Source organism: Alkalihalobacillus sp. TS-13, assembly GCF_019720915.1.
GTDB lineage: Bacteria > Bacillota > Bacilli > Bacillales > Fictibacillaceae > Pseudalkalibacillus.
Genome location: NZ_JAHKSI010000001.1, coordinates 2,700,551 through 2,721,239, shown reverse-complemented (window position 1 = coordinate 2,721,239; position 20,689 = coordinate 2,700,551). Strand labels below are relative to the sequence as shown.

Below are 20,689 nucleotides of genomic sequence, written 5' to 3'. Positions count from 1 at the left end.
ATACCTTTGGACACAGATTATAATGGAAAGGCGGGGTATAGATGGAACAACAAGAATTCAAAATGGTCATCATCACAGGAATGTCTGGAGCTGGAAAAACTGTAGCGATGCAAAGCTTCGAGGACCTTGGCTATTTCTGTGTCGATAACCTGCCTCCTGCGCTGCTGCCAAAATTCGTCGAACTGATGGAAGATTCCACAGGAAAACTGACGAAAGTAGCGCTCGTCATGGATTTACGGGGACGGGAATTTTTTGATCAATTATTTGAGACAATCGATGAAATGTCCGATTCCTCAGTCATAAAGCCGCATATTCTGTTTTTGGATGCAGCAGATGCGACACTTGTTCAGCGATACAAAGAGACGAGACGCTCACATCCGCTTGCGCCGGACGGATTGCCGCTAGACGGAATCAAAAACGAAAGAGAATTGCTGGAAGAGCTTAAAGGCAGAGCCCAGAAGATTTTAGATACGACTGATATGAAGCCGAAACAGCTTCGGGAAAATATCATTGAACGATATATAACAAATGAATCACATCCGTTCACGATCAATGTTTTGTCGTTTGGTTTCAAATACGGAATGCCGATCGATGCAGACCTAGTGTTCGATGTGCGTTTCTTGCCGAACCCTCATTATATCGAGCATATGCGACCAAAAACAGGATTGGAAGAAGAGGTATCTTCCTATGTGCTTAAATGGTCAGAAACACAGAAGTTCATCGAAAAGCTGACAGGATTGCTGGACTTCATCATCCCGCATTACAAACGGGAAGGAAAAAGCCAGCTAGTGATCGCAGTCGGATGTACGGGCGGGAAGCATCGTTCAGTCACCCTTGCTGAACACCTGAAGGATTATTTGAGTAAAGAATATCACGTCCATAGCAGCCATCGTGATATCAAGAAAGATAAAAAGGTACCTGAAGTTGAATCAAAGGCCTAAAATAGTCGTTTTCGGCGGGGGAACAGGATTGTCAGTCCTGTTGAGAGGGTTAAAGAAATTCCCCGTCGATATAACAGCGATCGTAACGGTTGCTGATGATGGCGGGAGTTCAGGGAGATTAAGGGAAGAGCTCGATATCATACCTCCAGGGGATATCCGGAATGTGCTAGCCGCGCTTTCGGAAGTGGAGCCTCTTGTCGAGCAATTGTTCCAGCATCGATTCACAAACGGAAATGGCTTGTCTGGGCACTCGTTAGGAAATCTTTTGTTGGCTGCAATGTCAGATATCACCGGCAACTTCGTAACAGGGATCCGGGAGCTGTCCAAGGTTTTGAACGTACGAGGAAAGGTACTTCCGGCATCCGATCATCGTGTCATTTTGAATGCAGAGATGAACGATGGAACGATCGTGTCAGGTGAGTCGAAAATACCGCATACAGGGAAAAAGATCGTGCGTGTCTTTTTGACGCCGGATACAGTCAAACCGCTGGATGAGAGTTTACGAGCGATCCGTGATGCGGACCTCATCCTTATAGGTCCGGGAAGCCTCTATACGAGTATTCTGCCGAGCTTGCTCGTACCAGGGATTACTGAAGAGATCAAGAAATCGGCAGCGAAAAGCGTCTATATATGCAACGTGATGACCCAGCCTGGCGAGACAGATCACTTCACCGCTTCCGATCACGTAAATATTCTCATTGCCCACATCGGTCAGCAGATAATTGATACGATAATTGTCAATAATGATAAAGTGCCGGCTGATGTGTTGACGAAATATGAAGCAGAAGGTGGAGAGCCTGTCGAATATGATGAGGCGAGGTTAAAATCCTTTGGCTTTGATGTGATCAGTGATAAAATAGTGCAATACAATGATTCGCTGATCAGGCATGATGCAAAACGTGTTTCAGAAATCATTTTAGATGTAGTTTCAAAATAGAACCCCAGAACTGGAAAACAAGAGGGGGTGTACATGGTGTCCTTTGCGTCAGATACAAAGAAAGAATTGACGAAGCAAGAACTGAAAAAGTGCTGTTCAAAAGCTGAGCTCTCGGCATTGATCCGGATGAACGGATCGCTCTCGTTAGCGAACAAAGAAATCATCCTGGATATACCGACTGAAAATGCTGCGATAGCACGTAGGATTTATACTTTGATTAAACAGTTATATGGCTATCCAGCCGAGTTGCTTGTCCGTAAAAAAATGAGATTGAAGAAAAATAACGTCTACATCGTTCGGATCAAACAAGATTCGAGAGCGATATTGAATGAACTGGATATCATGGGGGAAGGGTTTTCATTCAAGCGGGTCGTTTCGAAAGATATCACAAAGAAAAGCTGCTGCAAGCGGTCTTATTTAAGAGGTGCTTTCCTCGCTGGCGGATCCTTGAACCATCCAGAGACCTCCTATCATTTAGAAATCTTCTCGATGTATGAAGAACATACACAATCTTTACTTGAATTGATGAATTCTTTCGAGTTGAATGCTAAAATGTTAGAACGGAAAAAAGGATTCATCATCTACTTGAAAGAAGGAGAAAAGATTTCCGAATTCCTCACCTTGATCGGCGCTCATAATGCATTGTTGTATTTTGAAGATGTCCGGATCATGAAAGATATGCGGAATTCAGTCAATCGTCTCGTAAACTGCGAAACAGCGAATCTGAATAAAACCGTCGGTGCATCGATGCGTCAAGTGGAGAATATCCGCTTGATCGAGCGAGAAGTCGGGTTGGAAAAACTTCCGGACAAACTTCGTGAAATCGCTGAACTTCGGGTAAAGTATCAGGATGTGACGTTACAAGAGCTTGGAGATCTCGTCACCTCTGGTCCAATCAGTAAATCGGGAATCAATCACCGGTTACGGAAGCTGGATGAATTGGCCAATAAAATACGCCAGGGACAATTGTAAGTCCGGCGTTTTTCTTTTAGAGTCTAAGAGAACGCTTTCAAAAATTTCTTACATTTATTCTTGAGTGTCGATATATAAATTCTATATAGAGAATGTACAAGGAGGAATGATCCATTGTTAGAAAAAGAATTGACGGTTGAATTGAAAACCGGCTTGCAGGCCCGTCCTGCTGCACTGTTTGTCCAAGAAGCAAATCGTTTTACCTCAGATGTATTTTTAGAGAAAGAGGGAAAGAAAGTGAATGCGAAAAGCATCATGGGCATCATGAGCCTGGCTGTAGGATCAGGTTCAAAGGTGACGATCGTCACAGACGGAAAAGATGAAGAAGAAGCACTGAATGCGCTAGAAAGATATATCACAACAGCAGAATAGGTTTTACATAAAAACACTGTCTTAATAAATGGAGACGGTGTTTTTTTGTGATCCGGCTTTATTAAATCATACTGTTGCTATCTAACTATGTTTGATTGAAGTGAAATTTACTTACACTCCTGCGGGAAAAGCGGTCCATGCGAGACCCCGCAGCGAAGAACTCGTGAGGAGGCTCGCGGATCGCCCGCGGAAAAGGAGTGAATCTCGCAAAAATCAACAAAACATAGCCTGTAATCAAACTATACTTACTTATTGTAAGTTGTGAAAAGTAATGATATAGTATAATTAATAACTTACAAAAAGTAAGCGAAATAGATCTAAGGAGGATACGGGTATGAAATTTCATCGTCATTCAAACATTTACGTTAGGCTTGTCCATTTGGCTGTGTCAGATTTAAAGCGGTCAATCGACTTTTATACGAATCACTTAGGGTTTTCAGTTTTAGAGGAAAAAGACGGACTTGTCTCATTAACTGCAAATGGTAAAAATCCGCTCATTACACTTAAGGAAAAGAAGGACGCCGAGCCGAAGCAGAGAAGGGCGACGGGGCTTTACCATTTTGCAATCTTGCTGCCAACAAGAGAAGATCTAGGTGCATCCTTAAAAAGACTCATAGACAAACGGTATCCTTTGCAAGGTGGTTCCGATCATCTGTTCAGTGAAGCACTTTATTTGGCTGATCCAGATGGAAATGGGGTTGAAATCTATACAGACCGTCCTGCCGATCAATGGACATGGAATGATGGGGAATTGCCGTTTGTCAGTGATCCTCTAGATATGGAAGATTTGCTAAAGACGGCATATACAAAAACGAGGGATGGATTGCCTGCTGACACTGTGATCGGACACATCCATCTTCATGTCAACGATCTCGAACGAGCGAAGCAATTTTATGTGGATGGTCTCGGTTTCGATATCACGGTGCCGTTCCGCCATCAAGCTTTATTTGTTGCTTCAGGTGGTTATCATCACCATGTCGGCCTTAACACATGGAATGGAACGGGTGCACCTCGTCCTCAAGAAAATGAAGTGGGGATGAAATGGTACACGATCGTTTTTCCAAGTGAACGTCAACTGATGGATACAGCCGTACGATTACATGCTTTAGGTTACAAGGTTGACAAAGATGACCAGCTGGTTTTCACAGAAGATCCATCAGGCAACCGTATACAGCTTGTCGTATCATGAACATCAGCTCCCGGGCTGATGTTTTTTAATTCGTTTAGATTCAGCCATTATTCGTACAGGAACTCGTGAAAAAGGCATGGGACTGTCTCAATTCAGAGCTTATTGGGACAGGAATAGGTGAAAAAGGCGTCTCACTGTCCCAATACAAGGCTAATTCAGACAGGAGCAGGTAAAAAAAGCGAGATACTGTCTCAATAAAGAGTTCATACGGTCAGGAGAAGGGGAAAAGATGGGAACACTGTACGAATCCAGAGCTATTTCGGACTAAATGGGTCTATTTCTTCCGTTCCTGCACTCCTATTTCTGGTATCCTTGAAATATAATGTGTGCGAGTCAAGGTTAAAAACGAGAGTGGAGGGGTTTATGGTGGTTACGTTTGCATGGGTGATTTTCTTTTTGATTCTTGGGCTGTTGTTCTATTTTCGGATCCGGACGGGGCGTGCTTATCAAGGGCGCTCGTATTGCCAGGTGTGTGGAAAAGCTTCCCGACCATCTGGATTTAAACTTAATCGTTCACCTAAGCATTGTCCTCATTGCCAGTCAAAGCTTCGGTTTTAGAGGAATTTCTAAAACGTTTATTTCTGACCCGTCCTTTGCGCTAGAAACGAAGACTTTTAAAATCAATTTCGAATCGACGGTTTCAGGAACGGTGATGACTCGCTCGAAGTCCCCCCAGCCAGGTGCCCCTTCAGAAGCTGTGATAAAATCACTCTCGAGAACCGTTTCACCATCCTTCAGTTCATATTGGAAATTCGCCTCGAAAACTCTAGCTTTGCCTTTGAAAACGAACTCTTCATTCACCGTTTGATTCGGAAGAGGTGAAGCAATTTTAAAAACCTCATTTTCGATAAGATCCTCTGATTCATTTTTGCCTGATGTGTCATTCGAACCCTCTGTCTGATCAGGTTCCTGAACGACATCCTCACCGAATGAGTAGCTTCCTAGTCCTAACATCGCTATGAAAAACAGGATAAGGAACACCTTCATTTGTCTTCCTCCTTTTTTATTAGTGGGTTACCAAATCTTCTTTATCAGTTTATGTGCATGATAGGAGAAAGCCTACTGTTAGAAATAAAAAAACTGGCCCCGAAAGTTTCGGAGCCAGTCTCATAAAAACCTTATTTGTTATCAACATTCACTGGTTTTTCAATAACGTCGTCGATCAGACCATATTCTTTTGCACGGTGAGCACTCATGAAGTTATCACGATCGGTATCACGTTCTACAACTTCAACCGGTTGACCAGAGCGGTCTGCAATGATCTTGTTTATCTTCTCGCGCATTTCAATGATGCGGCGAGCATGGATTTCAATGTCAGCAGCCTGACCTTGTGTACCGCCAAGCGGCTGGTGGATCATGACTTCACTGTTCGGCAGTGCAAAACGCTTTCCAGGTTCCCCTGCTGTAAGTAAGAATGCACCCATAGATGCTGCCATACCGATACAGATTGTGCTGACTTTCGGCTTGATGAATTGCATCGTATCATAGATCGCCATACCTGCTGTGATGGATCCTCCAGGACTGTTGATGTAGAGCGAAATGTCTTTTTCAGGATCTTCTGCAGCTAAGAATAATAATTGCGCGACGATCGAGTTTGCAACATTGTCATCAATTGCGCTCCCTAGCATGATGATGCGATCTTTTAGAAGGCGGGAGTAGATATCATAGGCACGTTCCCCGCGGTTCGTTTGTTCAATAACTGTTGGGATTAAGTTCATATTCAGAAATCCTCCTCTTTCCATAAGTATCTTTATGGCTTTAATTTCATCTTACTCAATAGGTCAATATAGGTCAAACTATTAGGCTCTTACAAGCGGATTTTTCGTTCGACGTTTTTCTCTTTTCAAAAAGCTTTGTTATTTTTACTTATTGCTTTTTTTGAAATTTACTCCATTTCCGGGGGCGATCCGTAAGTCTCTTCACTCACTTGCAGAGGACGTACTGGTTTCGACGTTCACCACACGACGTGGTGGCTTTTAGTGAAGATCCTTAATTCGTTGCGGAGTCTTGCCTGGCTCGCTATTCCCGCAGGAGTATCGCAAATTTCGCTTTAAGCAATTTTTCTGCAAATAACATAGCCTTTAAAAAAGGCATTGTGACCGTTATGTAAGAAGCTATGTATACATCATATCATTTTTCCCTTTCTTAACGGATTTAAACGTTCAATTCTTCAAAAGAAATCGCTAAGAACCTTAATTCCGTTGATGGGTAAGGTGTTCTCGAATTCTAAATGGTGGTTTATCGCAAGTTTGAAAGGGAAACAATGTACTAGATAGGGAACTTTTCAACTTCATATATGGTAGCAGCGGATTTCTATGAAGCTTGCTCCTTTCAATTTTTTGAGAAAGAGGAGGTTCAATCGTGTCTGATCAAATGATTCGAGTCAATGTTAATGGTGAGGAGTACCAGGCGTCGGCAGGTCAGAATATACTTCAATTCCTGAAAGCGGAAGACGTCGATGTACCGGCAATCTGTTTTCACGAAAGTCTTGGCCCGATCGAGAGCTGTGATACGTGTATCGTCGAGGTAAATGGGGAACTGAAGCGTGCTTGTGGGATGAAGATTGAAGCGGAAATGGAAATCAATACACAGCATGAAGATGTACATAAAGCACAGGATTACGCGATGGATAAGATTCTGCACAAGCATGAGTTGTATTGTACGGTGTGTGATTATAATAATGGACGCTGTGATATCCATAACACTGTGGCTGAAATGCAGAAGGAACATCAGAATATTCCTTTCCAATCGAAGGGATATGAAATCGATGATTCAGGGTCCTTTTATCGATATGATCCGAACCAATGTATATTGTGCGGTCGGTGTGTGGAGGTTTGCCAGGACATCGAAGTCAATGAAACCCTTACCATTGATTGGGAACGTGAACAGCCACGAGTTCTTTGGGATAATGATGTTCCCATTGATGAATCTTCCTGTGTCAACTGCGGTCAGTGTGTAACTGTCTGTCCGTGTAATGCATTGATGGAGAAATCGATGATTAAGGAAGCGGGCTACCTTTCGAATGTCGAACAGGGGACATTGCGTTCGATGATTGATTTTACGAAAAATGTTGAATCCGGTTTCGGACCATTGTTCGCAATATCAGATACGGAAGCGGAAATGCGTGAAGATCGTATCCGAAAAACAAAAACGGTCTGTACGTACTGCGGAGTCGGCTGCAGTTTCGATATATGGACGAAAGACCGGCATATTTTAAAAATCCAGCCGCAGCCTGAAGCGCCAGCTAACGGAATCTCGACATGTGTGAAAGGGAAGTTCGGTTGGGATTATGTCAATAGTGAAGAGAGATTGACGAAGCCTCTTATCCGACAAGGGGATACGTTCAAGGAAGTGGAATGGGACGAGGCGATCTCGTATATCGCAAAAAGGCTGAAAGAAATTCACTCAGAAAGCGGCCCTGAAGCACTAGGTTTCATTGCTTCTTCCAAAGCGACGAATGAAGAATCCTATTTGATGCAGAAACTAGCTCGTCAGATCTTCGGAACCAACAACGTTGATAACTGTTCGAGGTACTGTCAGTCTCCTGCGACGAAAGGATTGTTCCGGACAGTGGGTTATGGCGGGGACGCTGGTTCACTCAAAGATATTGAAACAGCTGGTCTTGTCATCACGATCGGCTCAAATACGGCAGAGTCCCACCCTGTTTTGGCTTCTAAAATCAAACGGTCTCAAAAGCTGTTCGGTCAGAAAATGATCGTCGCTGATATCCGCGAGCATGAGATGGCAGAACGTGCGGATATGTTCATCCAGCCGAAGCCGGGCTCGGACCTCGTCTGGCTCTCAGCAGTGACGAACTACATTGTTGAACAAGGTTGGCATGACAAGGAATTTCTGAAGAATCGTGTTATAAATGTTGAGGAGTATCTTGAAAAGATTCAGAAATTCACAATGGATTATGCTGAAAAAGTGACAGGACTTTCGGAAGAGACGATGATTAAAATTGCTGAAGCGATCCATAAAGCCGATTCGACAGTCATCTGCTGGGCTATGGGTGTAACTCAACAGAAGGGCGGCAGCGACACCAGTACTGCGATTTCCAATTTGCTGATCGTTACCGGGAACTACGGTCGTCATGGAACAGGTGCTTATCCGCTTAGAGGACATAACAACGTGCAGGGCTGCAGTGATTTCGGAAGCATGCCAAACACTTTTCCAGGCTATCAAGATGTCCAGGATGATGAGATCCGTAAAAAGTTTGAAGAGGCATGGGGCGTAAATTTGAACGGCGAACCAGGGTTGACGAATCATGGCATGGTCGACGCGATCCATGATGGAACCTTACGGGCCCTTTATCTTCAGGGTGAGGATATGGGAATCGTTGATGCAAATGCGAATTACGTTCAGCGCGGTTTTGAACAGCTTGATTTCTTTGTGGTCCAGGATCTGTTTTTATCAAGGACGTCCGAATTTGCGGATGTAATTTTACCAGCTGCACCTAGCCTTGAAAAAGAGGGGACCTTTACGAATACGGAAAGACGTATCCAGCGCATCTATCCTGCTCTTCCGACGTTGGGTGATGCCAAGCCAGACTGGGAAATCACGCAGATGCTCGCAAATGTACTCGGAGCAGGATGGAAGTACGAAGGCCCTGCACAGGTAATGGATGAAATCGCGAAGCTGACCCCAATGTTCGCAGGTGTTTCCTATGAACGTATGGAAGGATACAAAAGTCTGATTTGGCCAGTCGATGAAGAAGGAATCGATATGCCAATGCTTTATGAAGAAGAATTCCATTTCGAGGATGGGCGGGCAAGGTTGTTTTTTGTCGATTGGACAGAACCGACAGGAACAGACGAGGAGTACGACTTGCACGTCAATAGCGGCCGTTTGCTTGAACACTTCCATGAAGGGAACATGACTTACAAGTCACACGGGATTACACGTAAAACGCCACAAGCATTCATCGAAGTATCTCATGAACTTGCGAAAGACCGAGGGCTGAAAGACGGCTCGTTGGTACGGCTGTTGTCACGGACGGGATCGGTGAAGGGCAGAGTTGTGGTCACAGAACGAGTGAAAGGGAAAGAACTTTATATTCCATTGAATGACAATGGTGACCTTGCTGTAAACAAGTTGACCTCAAGCGAAGTTGACAAGGATACGGATACACCGGCTTACAAAGACGCAGCAGTGAAGATGGAATTGCTTGATTTTGAAGGGGAGAGACCGCTACCGCATAACAACCATCGATTCGGTAACCGTCAGCCGCAAATTGGTATTAAAGTCGAGGAAAAGTGGAATAGAGATGATTATGTGTTTCCTGGCAATGTCGTGCGTAAGAAGGAAGTGAAAAAGTAATGGCAAAGCCCACTCGGAAAGTTGAACCCCTTGTTCCATCCAAAGAGGAAGTCCGTGAAAAAGGCATGGAGGAGATCGAACAAGCACTGGCAGAACGGAAGGATGCGATTCTGGATCTGATCGTGCTGGTTGACAGGCTTCATGAAAGTGAAATGCTGCCGTTGCTCAGTGCATTGGTGAACCACCGTGATCAAGCGACATCCGCTTTCTTCAGGGAGATCAACCGTCCGCATAATGCGAAGTTTTCTCGGAATGTTGTTGATTTCATCGGATTCTTAGGAACGATCGAATTCTCGAAAATGCAGCCATTTATGGAAAAGATCAATCAGGGGGTGCTGGAGGCGACCGAAGAGGAAGAAAAAGAGGACGTGATCAGCATGTTCCAGCTGATCAAAACCTTGAAGGATCCTGAAGTCAACCGCTCCATCCGCATGATCCTCGCCTTCCTCAAAGGCATGGGCAAAGAAGAATAAGCATTGGTGCTTTTGCTTCGGTGCCAGGCACCCTTTCAGAACCCTTACAGCGTAAGGGTTCTTTCTGCGTGTCAGGCACACTTTGAGAAGCGTTGGGGGACAAGGGATTGCAAGAGGTGCCAGGCACCGATTGAGAATGCAGTGATACCAAGGGGTTTCAATCGGTGCCTGGTACAGAAAGTGGCGGAAGTGATGGCACTGAAGTGAGCAGTCAATAAGAAAAGCTGCCCATCGGGACAGCTTTTTGATGTCGGTGGGCAGCTTTTTCGTACTTTTCATTATTACGATTCGGGTTCTTCGTCTTCGTTTTTGGTTGTCATGTTGGTTGAATTTTCATCCATTCCAAGGAACTCTTTCAAGGCCTGTCTGTTTTGTTCTATATCCATTTCAAGCACTTGACCGACACCCTGGTAAGTCGGGTCATTCCAAGAGTTATCAATCGGAATTTTCATCGTTTCGATTTGACTTTTGTTCAACATGACATCTTTCGCAAGTCCAATGGCTGTGAACATTTTCATATTCGTGTCAATGTAAGGCTGGATCGTTCCCATTACCTTAGGAAGCTTGGAAATGCCGTAAAGGCTAGTGAACTCGTCTTTCACTTTCGAAATCACTTTTTGCTGACGTTTAACACGTCCGAAATCTCCTTCAGCATCATGGCGGAATCTTGCATACCCGAGTAATTCTTTACCGTTCAAATTTTGGACACCGGGTTCGAGTGTGACCCCGATATTTTGGGACATCCGTTTTTCGACATCCATCTCGATACCCTCTGGTGCGATCGTATCGACCACCTGTTCAAAGCCTTTGAAATCAACCAGAGCATAGTAATGGATATCTATATCGAAATTGTGTTTGATCGTTTTCCGTAAGAGCTCCGGTCCGCCATGGAAAAAGGCTGTATTGATTTTATTCTTGCTATAGCCCGGGATTTCAACGTATGAGTCCCGCATTAATGAGACCAGTTTCGTTTCATCGGTCTTCGTGTCATATTGTGCGATCATGATCGTATCCGTTCTAGAGTCTTCCTCACCTCGGCGATCTACTCCTAGTAACAGCACATTGTATTTACCTTCTATTTTTTCATCTGGCGCATTGAATTCATAATTACTTTCCATCTCTTCAGAAGGTGCTGCCTGCTGAAGCCCCTGATAGTATTGGATCGCTGCATAACCTGCAACCGCGATAAAAAGAATCGCCAAGACCATTAAAGTCTTTTTCAGAAAGCTTCCTTTCTTGCGTTTTTGTTTTTTTCGTTCTATTCGTGAGGGCATATCTATGGTCACCACCGTAAGTAGTTGGTTATTTCAAATCCTATATTCTGATGAATTATATCATACTTTTCGAATGACTACACCGTATTATCAGTATAGCCGTCAAAAGATCTCCTTATAGATAGACGATTAAAATACTCCAGGGTTTCAAAAAAACGGAATATATATATAAATAAATTGTCGAATTAAATTATATCCCGATACAAAGGAGGATGTACAGATAACTCTATATAAAAGACTAGTTCTCCAGCCCCTCGTTTTGTAAAAGATTGTTTGTATTTGTCGAAACCTTAGACATTCTTGCCTGTTTATTTTCATATTGAAGGTAAATTGTCGTTTTTAAAAGAAGAATGTATATATATTTCGATTCACGAAAGGAAGGGAAAAGAATGAAGAAAACGATGACGGTTTTGTCTAGTGTGGCACTTAGTGCTGGAATGCTTTTCAGTTTTCCTGTGGGAAACGTCAGTGCTGTTGGAGAAGGTCCTAATTACAATGGCAATGAAACAATCAAAAATGAAAGGCTCCACAACTATGAGGAAATGGTGGCTTTTCTAGAAAAACAAGACAAAAAATCTGAAGCGTTGACCGTAGAATCATATGGTAAATCCGTTAAAGATCGAGATCTTTATCTGGCTAAATTCATCAGCAATCCTGAAAACCCAACCATTCTGTTTTTAACCCAGCAACATGGAAATGAAACATTGACGACAGAAGGTGCCTTGAAGATGATCCAGCACCTTACATCGAATGGGAAAGGGGTACAAGACATCCTGGATAAAGTGAATGTGCTTATTGCTCCTCGTTTGAATGTGGATGGTGCAGAGGGAGATGTCAATTTCTCACTAGAAGATTATGTCTCTGGAACCCATACGCGCTATAACGCAAATGAGGTGGATCTAAATCGTGATCATGTTGCAAAAGAACAGCCGGAAACCCAAGCGTTCCATGAGTTCGTTCTGCAAAAGTATCAACCAGATTATATGATCGACCTACATCATCAAGGTACGCAAACAACTTTAGGAGATAGTGATGAGCTTGTGTCAGGATCGATTCTTTACCCGACGAATGAGAATGTGTCAGCTGATGTTGTCGAAAAGTCTAAAAAGCTCGGTTCAGTTGTTTATGAAGCGGTCGAAGCGAAAGGCTATGGAACACTCTCAAAGTACGTTGGTGGAACAGCTCCTACAATCGGACGAAATGGAATTGCGCTTGAATACGGAATCTCAACACTGTTGATGGAAATGAGAGGAATGGCTGACCATTACTACGAACCTTATGTATTAGGCCAAAAGAGTAACGGTTACTTGATCCAGCAAGCTGTTGTAGCAATGGACGCTGCTTTAAAAGCAATTGCAGACGGATCGATTGAAACAGCGGATACGTCATTCTGGGATACACTTCCGGAAAGTGGTTGGAAAGGGGAATAACCACTTAGCAAAATAAAAAATGATATACGGATTTTTACAACACAGGAGGTTTTTCGAGCGTGCATAAATTGTTGAAACTCATCACTTTACTGTCAATTGCCGGATTGGTTCTAGGGTCCAGTGGCGTCTATGCTGCCGGAAGTACGAAGCCGGGAGGACCATCAACGAATGGGAAAGATAACATCAGCAGTATCATGACATATGAAGAAATGGTCGATCAATTACATCATCTAGAACAAAAAAGTGATGGAAAAATTGAAGTGTCGACGCTTGATGATTACGGAACGACTGAACAAGGGCGAAGCATCTACACTGCTAAAGTCGGTAACGGAGATACGAAGGTCTGGATCCAAGCACAGATTCATGGTGATGAGAAGCTGACGACAGAAGCTGTCATGCAACTTTTAAAAACGTTGGGTAGTTCGGGTAATCCTGATGTTAAAACACTCTTGGATGAACTTACTCTATACGTCATCCCTATGTACAATCCGGATGGAAGCATCATGAACAAGCGCGAAACATTATTGATGGATGAAAACGGTGAACCTGTGAATGATTCCGCGTATGTCGACCTAAACAGAGATTGGACTTTACATGGTTTTGAAGCGAAGGAATCGGAAGTCGTCTATGCATATTGGGCAGATATCAAACCGGATTTTGCAATCGACCTTCATCATCAAGGCTTTAAGACGGTTTATGGAACGAATGAGGCCACCAGCTTCTCACTCGGTATTTCGTTGGCACCAGACGGACCAACACTTCCTAGGTTGAAAGATGGTTACTATAATGAAGTGACCAAACAGATGCAGGCTTATGTTTATGATAAGCTTACCAGCTATGGGTATACACACATCGATCAATATCAAGTCGGTGGAGATGATGCGAAGTATTATATCGACATCAAAGGAGGGGTGGTTTCAGCTATGATGCTCGGGTTGAATTACAATAATCTGAATCCTGAAGGCCATAGCAACCCTGCAATCTTTTTCGAAACGAAAGGGAATACACGGGAAGGAAGTTTAGGGCAGAAATCGAACGGCTATTTAACCAAGCAAAACTACCTGGCCTTAAAAGAATTGTTGAGCGGAATCGCAATGCAGGAAATCGAGGATGTAGATCCGGATCACTGGAATGACATCCCGGCTTATCCTGCTGACGGATACTTGACTGATTACGCAGGGATTTTACCAATGCAATAAGGCTTACAAATAGGGACCTGAAGGCTAAACGCGGCCTATGGGTCCTTTTTTTTGAAAAGAAAGCAAAAAATTTGGTTCTACCACAGTAAATTCAACAGTGGTAGTTTTTTGTTATGGAGACAAATATTTTGAGGCGCATCTCTTTTGAAAAAAATGATAATTGGGGTAAATTCAAAAATAAGTTTGGTGACCGAATCCTTCTGTCGTCATCAAGGAAGTAGAAAAATTCAGAGGCTGTGGAGATCTTAAAAAAGGTTTCAAACTGCTGGTTTGTGTAGGTTGCCATGATATACGAAAGGTACCTTATCGATGTAAAGGGCGTTTTTGCACGACTTGTTCATGATTGCTGTAAGAATTGAAAGATTGTCCAAACACGGGCTAACCTCGGACAGGAAGGGGAGAAAAGAGTTGAAGACTGTCAGAAGCCGGGCCTAATTTGGACAGGAGAAAAGAGCGGTGGCGAGTCCCAAAACAGGAATTTTTTACATATCGTTCCTGTTTTCATGGCATAAAAAAAACGGGGCTGGCCCAAAAGTGTCTGAGTCTCTCCGAATTTAACAACATTTTGATCCAGAATGTTGTGTTGGAGGTGTCTGACACTTTTCTTTTAGGACAGTCCCGCCTTCTTAAGCGCGCTCGGAGGGATTCGAACCCCCGACACATGGTACCGGAAACCATTGCTCTATCCCCTGAGCTACGAGCGCAAAATGACAAGTGGTCATAGAAAACTCTATAATAGACATAGAAAAAAGATATGCATTGGATATTATAGTGTAGACTGGGTATTCATGCAATAACTATTTTTGGGTGCAAAACGAATTGAATCATTATGGAGGCATATTGGTGAAACTGAAAATGCCGAATTTACGGTTACAAACAACAATCATATTACTCGTATGCAGTGTCGTCATCCTGGCACTTCTGGTCACTTATCTTCTCATAGGCAAAGAGGTTTCTGAGAGGACACAAGTGCATTTAGAAGAAAAAGCAACGAATATATCGAGAATAGTCGCCAATTCTCCAGTCGTCATCAATAGTATGGAAGGCGAACTGCCGGAAGAGGGGATCCAAACGTTTGCTGAAGATATACGTGAAGTGACGAATGTGGATTACGTCGTCGTTTTTGATATGAACAGTGTCCGGAAATCCCATCCTGATGAAGAAAAGATCGGCAAAACGTTTGTTGGCGGCGATGAGGATGAAGTTTTAAAAGGGAATGAGCATGTATCGATCGCGAAAGGGACGCTAGGAATGTCTCTTAGATCATTTACCCCGATCTACAACTCTGAAGGCACAGACCAAATCGGTGCAGTTGCGGTCGGAATTTCATTGAGCAGTATCGAACATGCCGTCAGCAAAAGCAGATACATCATCTATATCGGTATCCTGTTCGGAGCGGTGATCGGTGTGATCGGAGCCATATTACTCGGCAGGCGTGTCCGGAAAATCCTCTTTGGTCTCGAACCTTCGCAAATCGCGAAAGTACTGGAAGAGCGGAATAAAATGCTCCAATCGACAGTGGAAGGAATCTTGACCATCGATGAAGATGGGAAAGTGACCCTTGCGAACGATACCGCTAAAAAAATCTTTCGTGAGGCTGGAATGAAGGACGAATTGATCGGAAAGCAGGTCGATTCCTTCATAACGGATTCTAAACTTATCAAGGTCATCAAGACCGGGGCCCCGATACTCGATCAAGAGACCAACTTGAATGGCATTACTTTGTTGGCGAACATCGTCCCAATCAAAGTGGATAATAGAGTGGTGGGGGCTATATCCACCTTCCGTGATCTGACCGAAATCAAACGCCTTGCGGAGGAACTCACGGGAGTGAAAATGTATGCGGAAGCACTCCGAGCTCAAGCGCACGAGTTCAAAAACAAGCTTCATGTTATCCTTGGAATGGTCCATATGAAATCCTACGATCAACTGCCTGCTTATATTAATCAGATTACGAACCATTACCAAGAAGAAATCGGTTTTATCGCAAAACGGATCAAGGACCCGGTTTTAGCAGGATTTGTTTTAGCCAAGATGAGTTACGCGCGTGAACAGAACAAGAATGTTTTATTATCAGAAGACACATTCGTCCCATTGCCTCGTAATCAGGAAATCATTCATGAAATCATCACCATCGTCGGAAATCTGATCGATAACGCATTGGACGCTGTCAAGAATGCGAAAGACAAAAAAGTATTGGTCAGTTTTGTCTTTGATGAAGAGGAAGAGTCTCTTACACTTGAAGTTAAAGACAAAGGTATAGGCATGAACGAGGAAAAGTTAAATCAAGTCTTCGAAAAAGGATATTCAACAAAAGATTCTGAAAGGGGCTATGGTCTGCATCTTGTTAATGAAAGTATACAAAAAATAGATGGTGATGTGATTGTCACCTCTGAACCAGGAAAAGGCACTATTTTTGAAGTGCGTATCCCTTATAAAAGTAAGGATGAAAGTGATGATTAACGTATTGATTGTAGAAGATGACCCAATGGTTGCGGAATTCAATAAACGATACTTAGAGCAAATGGAAGGTTTTAATCTTGTCTCTGTTTCAAGTGACGGGGCTGCAGCCTTCAAAGTGCTGGAACAAGAAAAAGTCAATTTGATTTTGCTTGATATTTTCATGCCGGAAATCAACGGGTTGGAATTTTTATCTGAGGTACGTGCGAAAGATGCAGCTTTGGATGTGATCGTCATATCAGCTGCAAACGATAAGGGGAGTATCAACAAGGCATTACGACTCGGTGCGGTGGATTATTTGATCAAACCATTCGAGTTTGACAGGTTTCGGTCAGCATTGGAGAGGTATAAAAGCAAGAAAGCTTACTTTGACCTGGATCGGGAACCGAGTCAAAAGGAGCTTGATGAATTAATGTTCCATAATGATCAAGATGAGTCAGCAGGAAATGAGTTGCCGAAAGGGTTGACCAAGGATACGTTAAACATGGTCTGGAATGAAATAAAAGGCTTGGATAACAATGGTTTTTCAACAGAAGATCTCACCTTCAACGTTGGTATTTCACGCGTTTCTACTCGTAAATATTTAGCTTTTCTAAGTGACATCGGTGTCCTAGAAGCCCAAACGATATATGGATCCGTCGGTAGGCCACAGACACGGTATCAAAGAGTTCCACAAAGTGAAACGCTCATCAAGACCTATTTGTAAACGGCAGCATTGCCGTTTACTTTTTTTATTTACAAAATACTTTCATTAATAATAAAACCTTAATTGTTTACTCTTAATCTCCTACAATGCAAAATAAGACTATTTTTGACATGAAGAGGTGTTGGGATAATTGAAACCGTTTCCAACCTCTAAAATTCAATTGTGAGGAGATGATGATGTGAGTAATCTAGCTTACAAAAATGAAGAGAACAGCATTGAGCAACCCGAGGTTCAACAAGAACCGCCGAAAGGAATGACATTATTCTGTACCCCTGTCGTATGGTTTGCTATCTTCGGAGTTATCATGTTGGTGGCACTTTACACAAATACATTACCAGGCGGAATGATCGGCAGCTTGATCGTCATGATCATTTTAGGAGAATTGTTTGGTTGGTTAGGCGATCACACTCCTATTGTTAAAACGTATTTAGGTGGGGGAGCGATTGTTGCCATCTTTGGAGCCTCTTTCCTCGTATATGGAAATATACTCCCCGAACAAAGCGTTACAATGATCACCGAATTCATGAAGGATGGACAGTTCCTGAACTTTTATATCGCAGCATTAATTACAGGTAGTATACTAGGAATGAACTCGAAAATACTCATCAAAGCTGGCGCACGGTTTGCTTTACCCCTACTTTCAGCTGTCTTTGGTGCAATCGTCCTAGCAGGGTTGATCGGTTTTATCGTTGGTTTTGATGTGATGGATGCTATTCTAGTGATTACACTTCCGATCATGGGAGGCGGAATGGGTGCTGGCGCAGTACCAATGTCCCAAATCTATTCTGAGCTGTTGGGAAATGACCCAAGCTATTATATTTCTATCCTTGTCCCGGCGCTAGCATTAGGGAACGTTTTCGCAATCGTCATCGCAAGCATCCTTAACTTAATCGGTGAGAAGAAGCCTTCACTGACAGGTAATGGTCAGTTGATGAAAGGTTTTAAATATGAAAAAGAAGAATCCAAACTCGATATCGGCAAAATGGGAGCCGGATTACTTGCGGCATTAGCATTCTTTGTTTTTGGACAAGTATTAGCTGGCTTTATCCCTCTCCACGCTTACGCACTTATGATCATTGCAGTAGCCGTTTGTAAAATCTTCAACTTCTTGCCGAAGATCGTGGAAGAAGGCGCAAGCCAGTGGTATCAATTTGTTGCAAAAAACTGGACGTTTGCGTTATTGATCGGAATCGGAATTGCCTATACCGATCTAAATGCGGTAATTGATGCTCTAAGTTTACAATATATCGCGATTGTCCTTGCTGTGGTCTTAGGTGCAACGATTGGCTCAGCAATGGTTGGTCGGCTCGTTGGATTTTACCCGATTGAATCTGCTATAACAGCTGGATTATGTATGGCGAATATGGGTGGAACAGGAGATGTTGCAGTTCTATCAGCATCAAGAAGAATGGAGCTAATGCCATTCGCGCAAATTTCCTCTAGATTAGGCGGGGCACTCATTCTACTATTGGCCGGAATATTAATCCCGATATTATTTTAATGGCTATTTTCTAAAGGTTAGTTTGCTAATCGAAAGTAATAAAGAGAGGCTTAACACCAGTGGCAGTGGAAATATGCGAGACTCCTGCAGGAAAGCAAGCTAAGCGAGACCCCGCACTTTTTAAAAAGGATCTTCGACTATAATAAGGACCTTCGACTAAATTCCACCACGTCCTGTGGTGACCGTCGAAGCCAGCACATCCTGTGCAAGTGAGGAGGCTTACAGATTCAGGGCTTATGCATGGAAGTGATGTCCAGCTCAGCGACCAGTCACTTGGATCATTTCAAACTTCCTGCGGCGGCGACAGCCTCCTCGTCCGTTTTCCAGTGACCTACGTGACTAATCGGGTCGCTTCCGCTTTTCGTTCGCCCGCAGCGAGTATATTTCCGAATTGCATAAAAAATCTATACGTAAACAGCCACATTAATTAAGCAAATGGGGAGGGTACTCCTCATTTGTTTTTCGTTTTTACATTTAAAGAAAGTAAAAAATACTTTCTTCAGTATAAGTGCAACTAGGCTCAGCCTGCGCCAAGGTTTGGCTTTGCCAAGTTTTCTTTAAGAGGAGGTTATTTAATAAGGGTTGTTGCTTATGAACGATTATCATTTGATATAGAGGTCGATGAAATCCTGTAAGCAGTGGAAGATATACGAGACTCCTGCGGGAACAGCGAGCCAGGCGAGACCCTACAGCGAGAAACTCGCGAGGAAGCTTGTAAATCTAGGGCAGCTCAGCGACCAGTCACTTGGACACTTCAAACTTCCTGCGGCGGCAACAGCCTCCTCGTCAGTCCTTCAGTGACCTGCGTGACTAAACCTGTCGCTTCTGCTTTTCTTGTGCCCGCGGAAAGCGAGTATATTTCCGCCCATCCAAAGGAATTGTGAAAAACAACAATCTTTATTAAAAGAGCCTATAAGAAAAATAGATTAGTCAGGTGAAGTTATGTTCTTATTCGATTTGCTTAATATTGTTTTTCCCATATTTTTCATTATATTGATCGGCTTTATCGTCGGAAAATATCTAGGGGTGAACCCAAAACCAGTCTCTGATCTATGTATCTATGTTTTCAGTCCTGCCCTTTTCTTTTATTCGGTGACCACTTCGTCTCTGGATTTTTCTGATTTAGGTAAAATCGCCATGTTCGGGGCCATTTTGTTTGTTTTGTTTGCAGGGTTGATGAATATCATCAGTTTTTTCTTCAAGTGGGCTCCTTCTTATAAAAATGCGATGATGCTTGCCAGTGCGTTTCCGAATGCCGGGAACTATGGACTTCCGATCATCATGTTTGCATTCGGAGAAACTGGTGTTACGATCGGGATCATTTTTGCAGTTATCCAATCTTTACTCATGAACTCTGCAGGGATTTACTACGCTTCAAGAAATGAAGAAACCGGTTTTGGGCAAGCTTTTTCAAATATTTTCAAAATGCCTGCATTTGTTGCAATCATATTAGCTATCTTTTTAAAATTATCGGGTATCCAGGTCCCGGTCGCTTTGGCTAACCCGGTTGAACTATTAGGGAACGCGGCCATACCGGCTCTATTGACCTTGCTAGGAATCAACCTTTCAAACATCAATGTAAAGAGTGCGATGTCATTCATCAGTATTGCGACGACTTTCAAACTGATCGTCTATCCAGCGATTGCTTACCTGATCATCGGATTTTTTTACCCGTTAGATTCACTTTGGGCAAAAGTATTGATCCTTTCGTCTGCCACACCGACAGCGGCGACGACAACTTTACTTGCTACTAAATTCGAACTGAAGTCGGAGTATGTCTCAAGTGCGATGTTTGTTAGTACAGTGACCAGCCTAGCTACAATTTCCTTTTTATTATTCATGATTTAACGTTCCAGACTCCCGCTTCCAACCATTTTGAAAATATTTCAAGGTGCTAAAGCGCATACATTTTTGAT

Annotated in this window: 16 protein-coding genes, 1 tRNA gene and 1 pseudogene; 14 read left to right on the top strand and 4 right to left on the bottom strand. The window is 43.1% G+C overall.

Annotation, left to right across the window (positions count from 1 at the left end; translation table 11 throughout):
- The first annotated feature begins 41 nt into the window (after positions 1 to 41).
- The 5 genes from rapZ (at position 42) to KOL94_RS13185 (ending at position 4,411) form a co-directional block, all read left to right on the top strand.
- Positions 42 to 941 (top strand): RNase adapter RapZ, encoded by a 900-nt coding sequence (gene rapZ, locus KOL94_RS13205; RefSeq protein ID WP_221566866.1) that lies wholly within the window; start codon positions 42 to 44, stop codon positions 939 to 941.
- A complete protein-coding gene (locus tag KOL94_RS13200) occupies positions 925 to 1,878 on the top strand; it encodes a gluconeogenesis factor YvcK family protein (RefSeq protein ID WP_221566865.1) in 954 nt (317 codons plus the stop codon). Before rapZ ends, KOL94_RS13200 begins: the two co-directional genes overlap by 17 nt.
- 36 nt (positions 1,879 to 1,914) lie before the next feature.
- Positions 1,915 to 2,850, top strand: a complete 936-nt coding sequence (whiA, locus tag KOL94_RS13195; RefSeq protein WP_221567715.1) for a DNA-binding protein WhiA — start codon at positions 1,915 to 1,917, stop codon at positions 2,848 to 2,850.
- Between the two features lie 114 nt (positions 2,851 to 2,964).
- On the top strand, positions 2,965 to 3,222 hold the full coding sequence (locus KOL94_RS13190) for an HPr family phosphocarrier protein (RefSeq protein WP_221566864.1): 258 nt from the start codon (positions 2,965 to 2,967) through the stop codon (positions 3,220 to 3,222).
- 334 nt (positions 3,223 to 3,556) lie between these two features.
- Positions 3,557 to 4,411 (top strand): VOC family protein, encoded by an 855-nt coding sequence (locus tag KOL94_RS13185; protein ID WP_221566863.1) that lies wholly within the window; start codon positions 3,557 to 3,559, stop codon positions 4,409 to 4,411.
- A 540-nt stretch (positions 4,412 to 4,951) separates the two neighbouring features.
- Here KOL94_RS13185 and KOL94_RS13180 read toward each other — a convergent pair.
- The gene (locus KOL94_RS13180) at positions 4,952 to 5,398 is read right to left on the bottom strand and encodes a Gmad2 immunoglobulin-like domain-containing protein (RefSeq protein ID WP_221566862.1); all 447 of its coding nucleotides are present in this window, start codon (positions 5,396 to 5,398) and stop codon (positions 4,952 to 4,954) included.
- A 131-nt stretch (positions 5,399 to 5,529) separates the two neighbouring features.
- Positions 5,530 to 6,129, bottom strand: a complete 600-nt coding sequence (gene clpP / locus KOL94_RS13175; RefSeq protein WP_221566861.1) for an ATP-dependent Clp endopeptidase proteolytic subunit ClpP — start codon at positions 6,127 to 6,129, stop codon at positions 5,530 to 5,532.
- A gap of 655 nt (positions 6,130 to 6,784) precedes the next feature.
- Between clpP and fdhF the strand changes: the two genes are divergently transcribed.
- Positions 6,785 to 9,730, top strand: coding sequence for a formate dehydrogenase subunit alpha (fdhF, locus tag KOL94_RS13170; RefSeq protein WP_221567714.1), 2,946 nt, complete (start codon positions 6,785 to 6,787; stop codon positions 9,728 to 9,730).
- On the top strand, positions 9,730 to 10,203 hold the full coding sequence (locus KOL94_RS13165) for a helical membrane plugin domain-containing protein (RefSeq protein WP_221566860.1): 474 nt from the start codon (positions 9,730 to 9,732) through the stop codon (positions 10,201 to 10,203). The genes fdhF and KOL94_RS13165 overlap by 1 nt, the downstream gene beginning before the upstream one ends.
- Before the next feature lie 281 nt (positions 10,204 to 10,484).
- Here the strand turns inward: KOL94_RS13165 and KOL94_RS13160 are convergent, their stop codons facing one another.
- Complete coding sequence (locus tag KOL94_RS13160; protein WP_483298077.1) at positions 10,485 to 11,411, bottom strand: LCP family protein; 927 nt, start codon at positions 11,409 to 11,411, stop codon at positions 10,485 to 10,487.
- A gap of 455 nt (positions 11,412 to 11,866) precedes the next feature.
- Here KOL94_RS13160 and KOL94_RS13155 point away from each other — a divergent pair, with 455 nt between their 5' ends.
- The 3 genes and pseudogenes from KOL94_RS13155 to KOL94_RS25880 all read left to right on the top strand — a co-directional run.
- On the top strand, positions 11,867 to 12,907 hold the full coding sequence (locus KOL94_RS13155) for a M14 family metallopeptidase (protein ID WP_221566858.1): 1,041 nt from the start codon (positions 11,867 to 11,869) through the stop codon (positions 12,905 to 12,907).
- A gap of 59 nt (positions 12,908 to 12,966) precedes the next feature.
- Positions 12,967 to 14,106 (top strand): M14 family zinc carboxypeptidase, encoded by a 1,140-nt coding sequence (locus KOL94_RS13150; RefSeq protein ID WP_221566857.1) that lies wholly within the window; start codon positions 12,967 to 12,969, stop codon positions 14,104 to 14,106.
- 113 nt (positions 14,107 to 14,219) lie between these two features.
- Positions 14,220 to 14,446 (top strand): annotated as a pseudogene (locus KOL94_RS25880) (transposase zinc-binding domain-containing protein); the annotation flags it as partial.
- Between the two features lie 291 nt (positions 14,447 to 14,737).
- Here KOL94_RS25880 and KOL94_RS13140 read toward each other — a convergent pair.
- Positions 14,738 to 14,810, bottom strand: a tRNA-Arg gene (locus tag KOL94_RS13140).
- Between the two features lie 139 nt (positions 14,811 to 14,949).
- Between KOL94_RS13140 and dcuS the strand changes: the two genes are divergently transcribed.
- The 4 genes from dcuS to KOL94_RS13120 all read left to right on the top strand — a co-directional run bounded on the left by dcuS (position 14,950) and on the right by KOL94_RS13120 (position 20,621).
- Entirely contained in the window at positions 14,950 to 16,569 is a 1,620-nt protein-coding gene (dcuS, locus tag KOL94_RS13135) for a DcuS/MalK family sensor histidine kinase (protein ID WP_483298076.1), read from the top strand.
- Positions 16,562 to 17,272, top strand: coding sequence for a response regulator (locus KOL94_RS13130; RefSeq protein WP_221566856.1), 711 nt, complete (start codon positions 16,562 to 16,564; stop codon positions 17,270 to 17,272). Before dcuS ends, KOL94_RS13130 begins: the two co-directional genes overlap by 8 nt.
- Positions 17,273 to 17,450: 178 nt before the next feature.
- On the top strand, positions 17,451 to 18,773 hold the full coding sequence (locus KOL94_RS13125) for a 2-hydroxycarboxylate transporter family protein (RefSeq protein WP_311775138.1): 1,323 nt from the start codon (positions 17,451 to 17,453) through the stop codon (positions 18,771 to 18,773).
- Between the two features lie 942 nt (positions 18,774 to 19,715).
- Entirely contained in the window at positions 19,716 to 20,621 is a 906-nt protein-coding gene (locus tag KOL94_RS13120; RefSeq protein WP_221566855.1) for an AEC family transporter, read from the top strand.
- The last annotated feature ends 68 nt before the right edge of the window (positions 20,622 to 20,689 follow it).

Bases quoted from the DNA above. Each gene is read 5' to 3' on its own strand.
- KOL94_RS13160 (WP_483298077.1), bottom strand. From the start codon at position 11,411: ATGGTCTTGGCGATTCTTTTTATCGCGGTTGCAGGTTATGCAGCGATC.
- KOL94_RS13120 (WP_221566855.1), top strand. From the start codon at position 19,716: ATGTTCTTATTCGATTTGCTTAATATTGTTTTTCCCATATTTTTCATT.
- rapZ (WP_221566866.1), top strand. From the start codon at position 42: ATGGAACAACAAGAATTCAAAATGGTCATCATCACAGGAATGTCTGGA.
- KOL94_RS13185 (WP_221566863.1), top strand. From the start codon at position 3,557: ATGAAATTTCATCGTCATTCAAACATTTACGTTAGGCTTGTCCATTTG.
- KOL94_RS13130 (WP_221566856.1), top strand. From the start codon at position 16,562: ATGATTAACGTATTGATTGTAGAAGATGACCCAATGGTTGCGGAATTC.
- KOL94_RS13180 (WP_221566862.1), bottom strand. From the start codon at position 5,398: ATGAAGGTGTTCCTTATCCTGTTTTTCATAGCGATGTTAGGACTAGGA.
- fdhF (WP_221567714.1), top strand. From the start codon at position 6,785: ATGATTCGAGTCAATGTTAATGGTGAGGAGTACCAGGCGTCGGCAGGT.
- KOL94_RS13165 (WP_221566860.1), top strand. From the start codon at position 9,730: ATGGCAAAGCCCACTCGGAAAGTTGAACCCCTTGTTCCATCCAAAGAG.
- KOL94_RS13155 (WP_221566858.1), top strand. From the start codon at position 11,867: ATGAAGAAAACGATGACGGTTTTGTCTAGTGTGGCACTTAGTGCTGGA.
- clpP (WP_221566861.1), bottom strand. From the start codon at position 6,129: ATGAACTTAATCCCAACAGTTATTGAACAAACGAACCGCGGGGAACGT.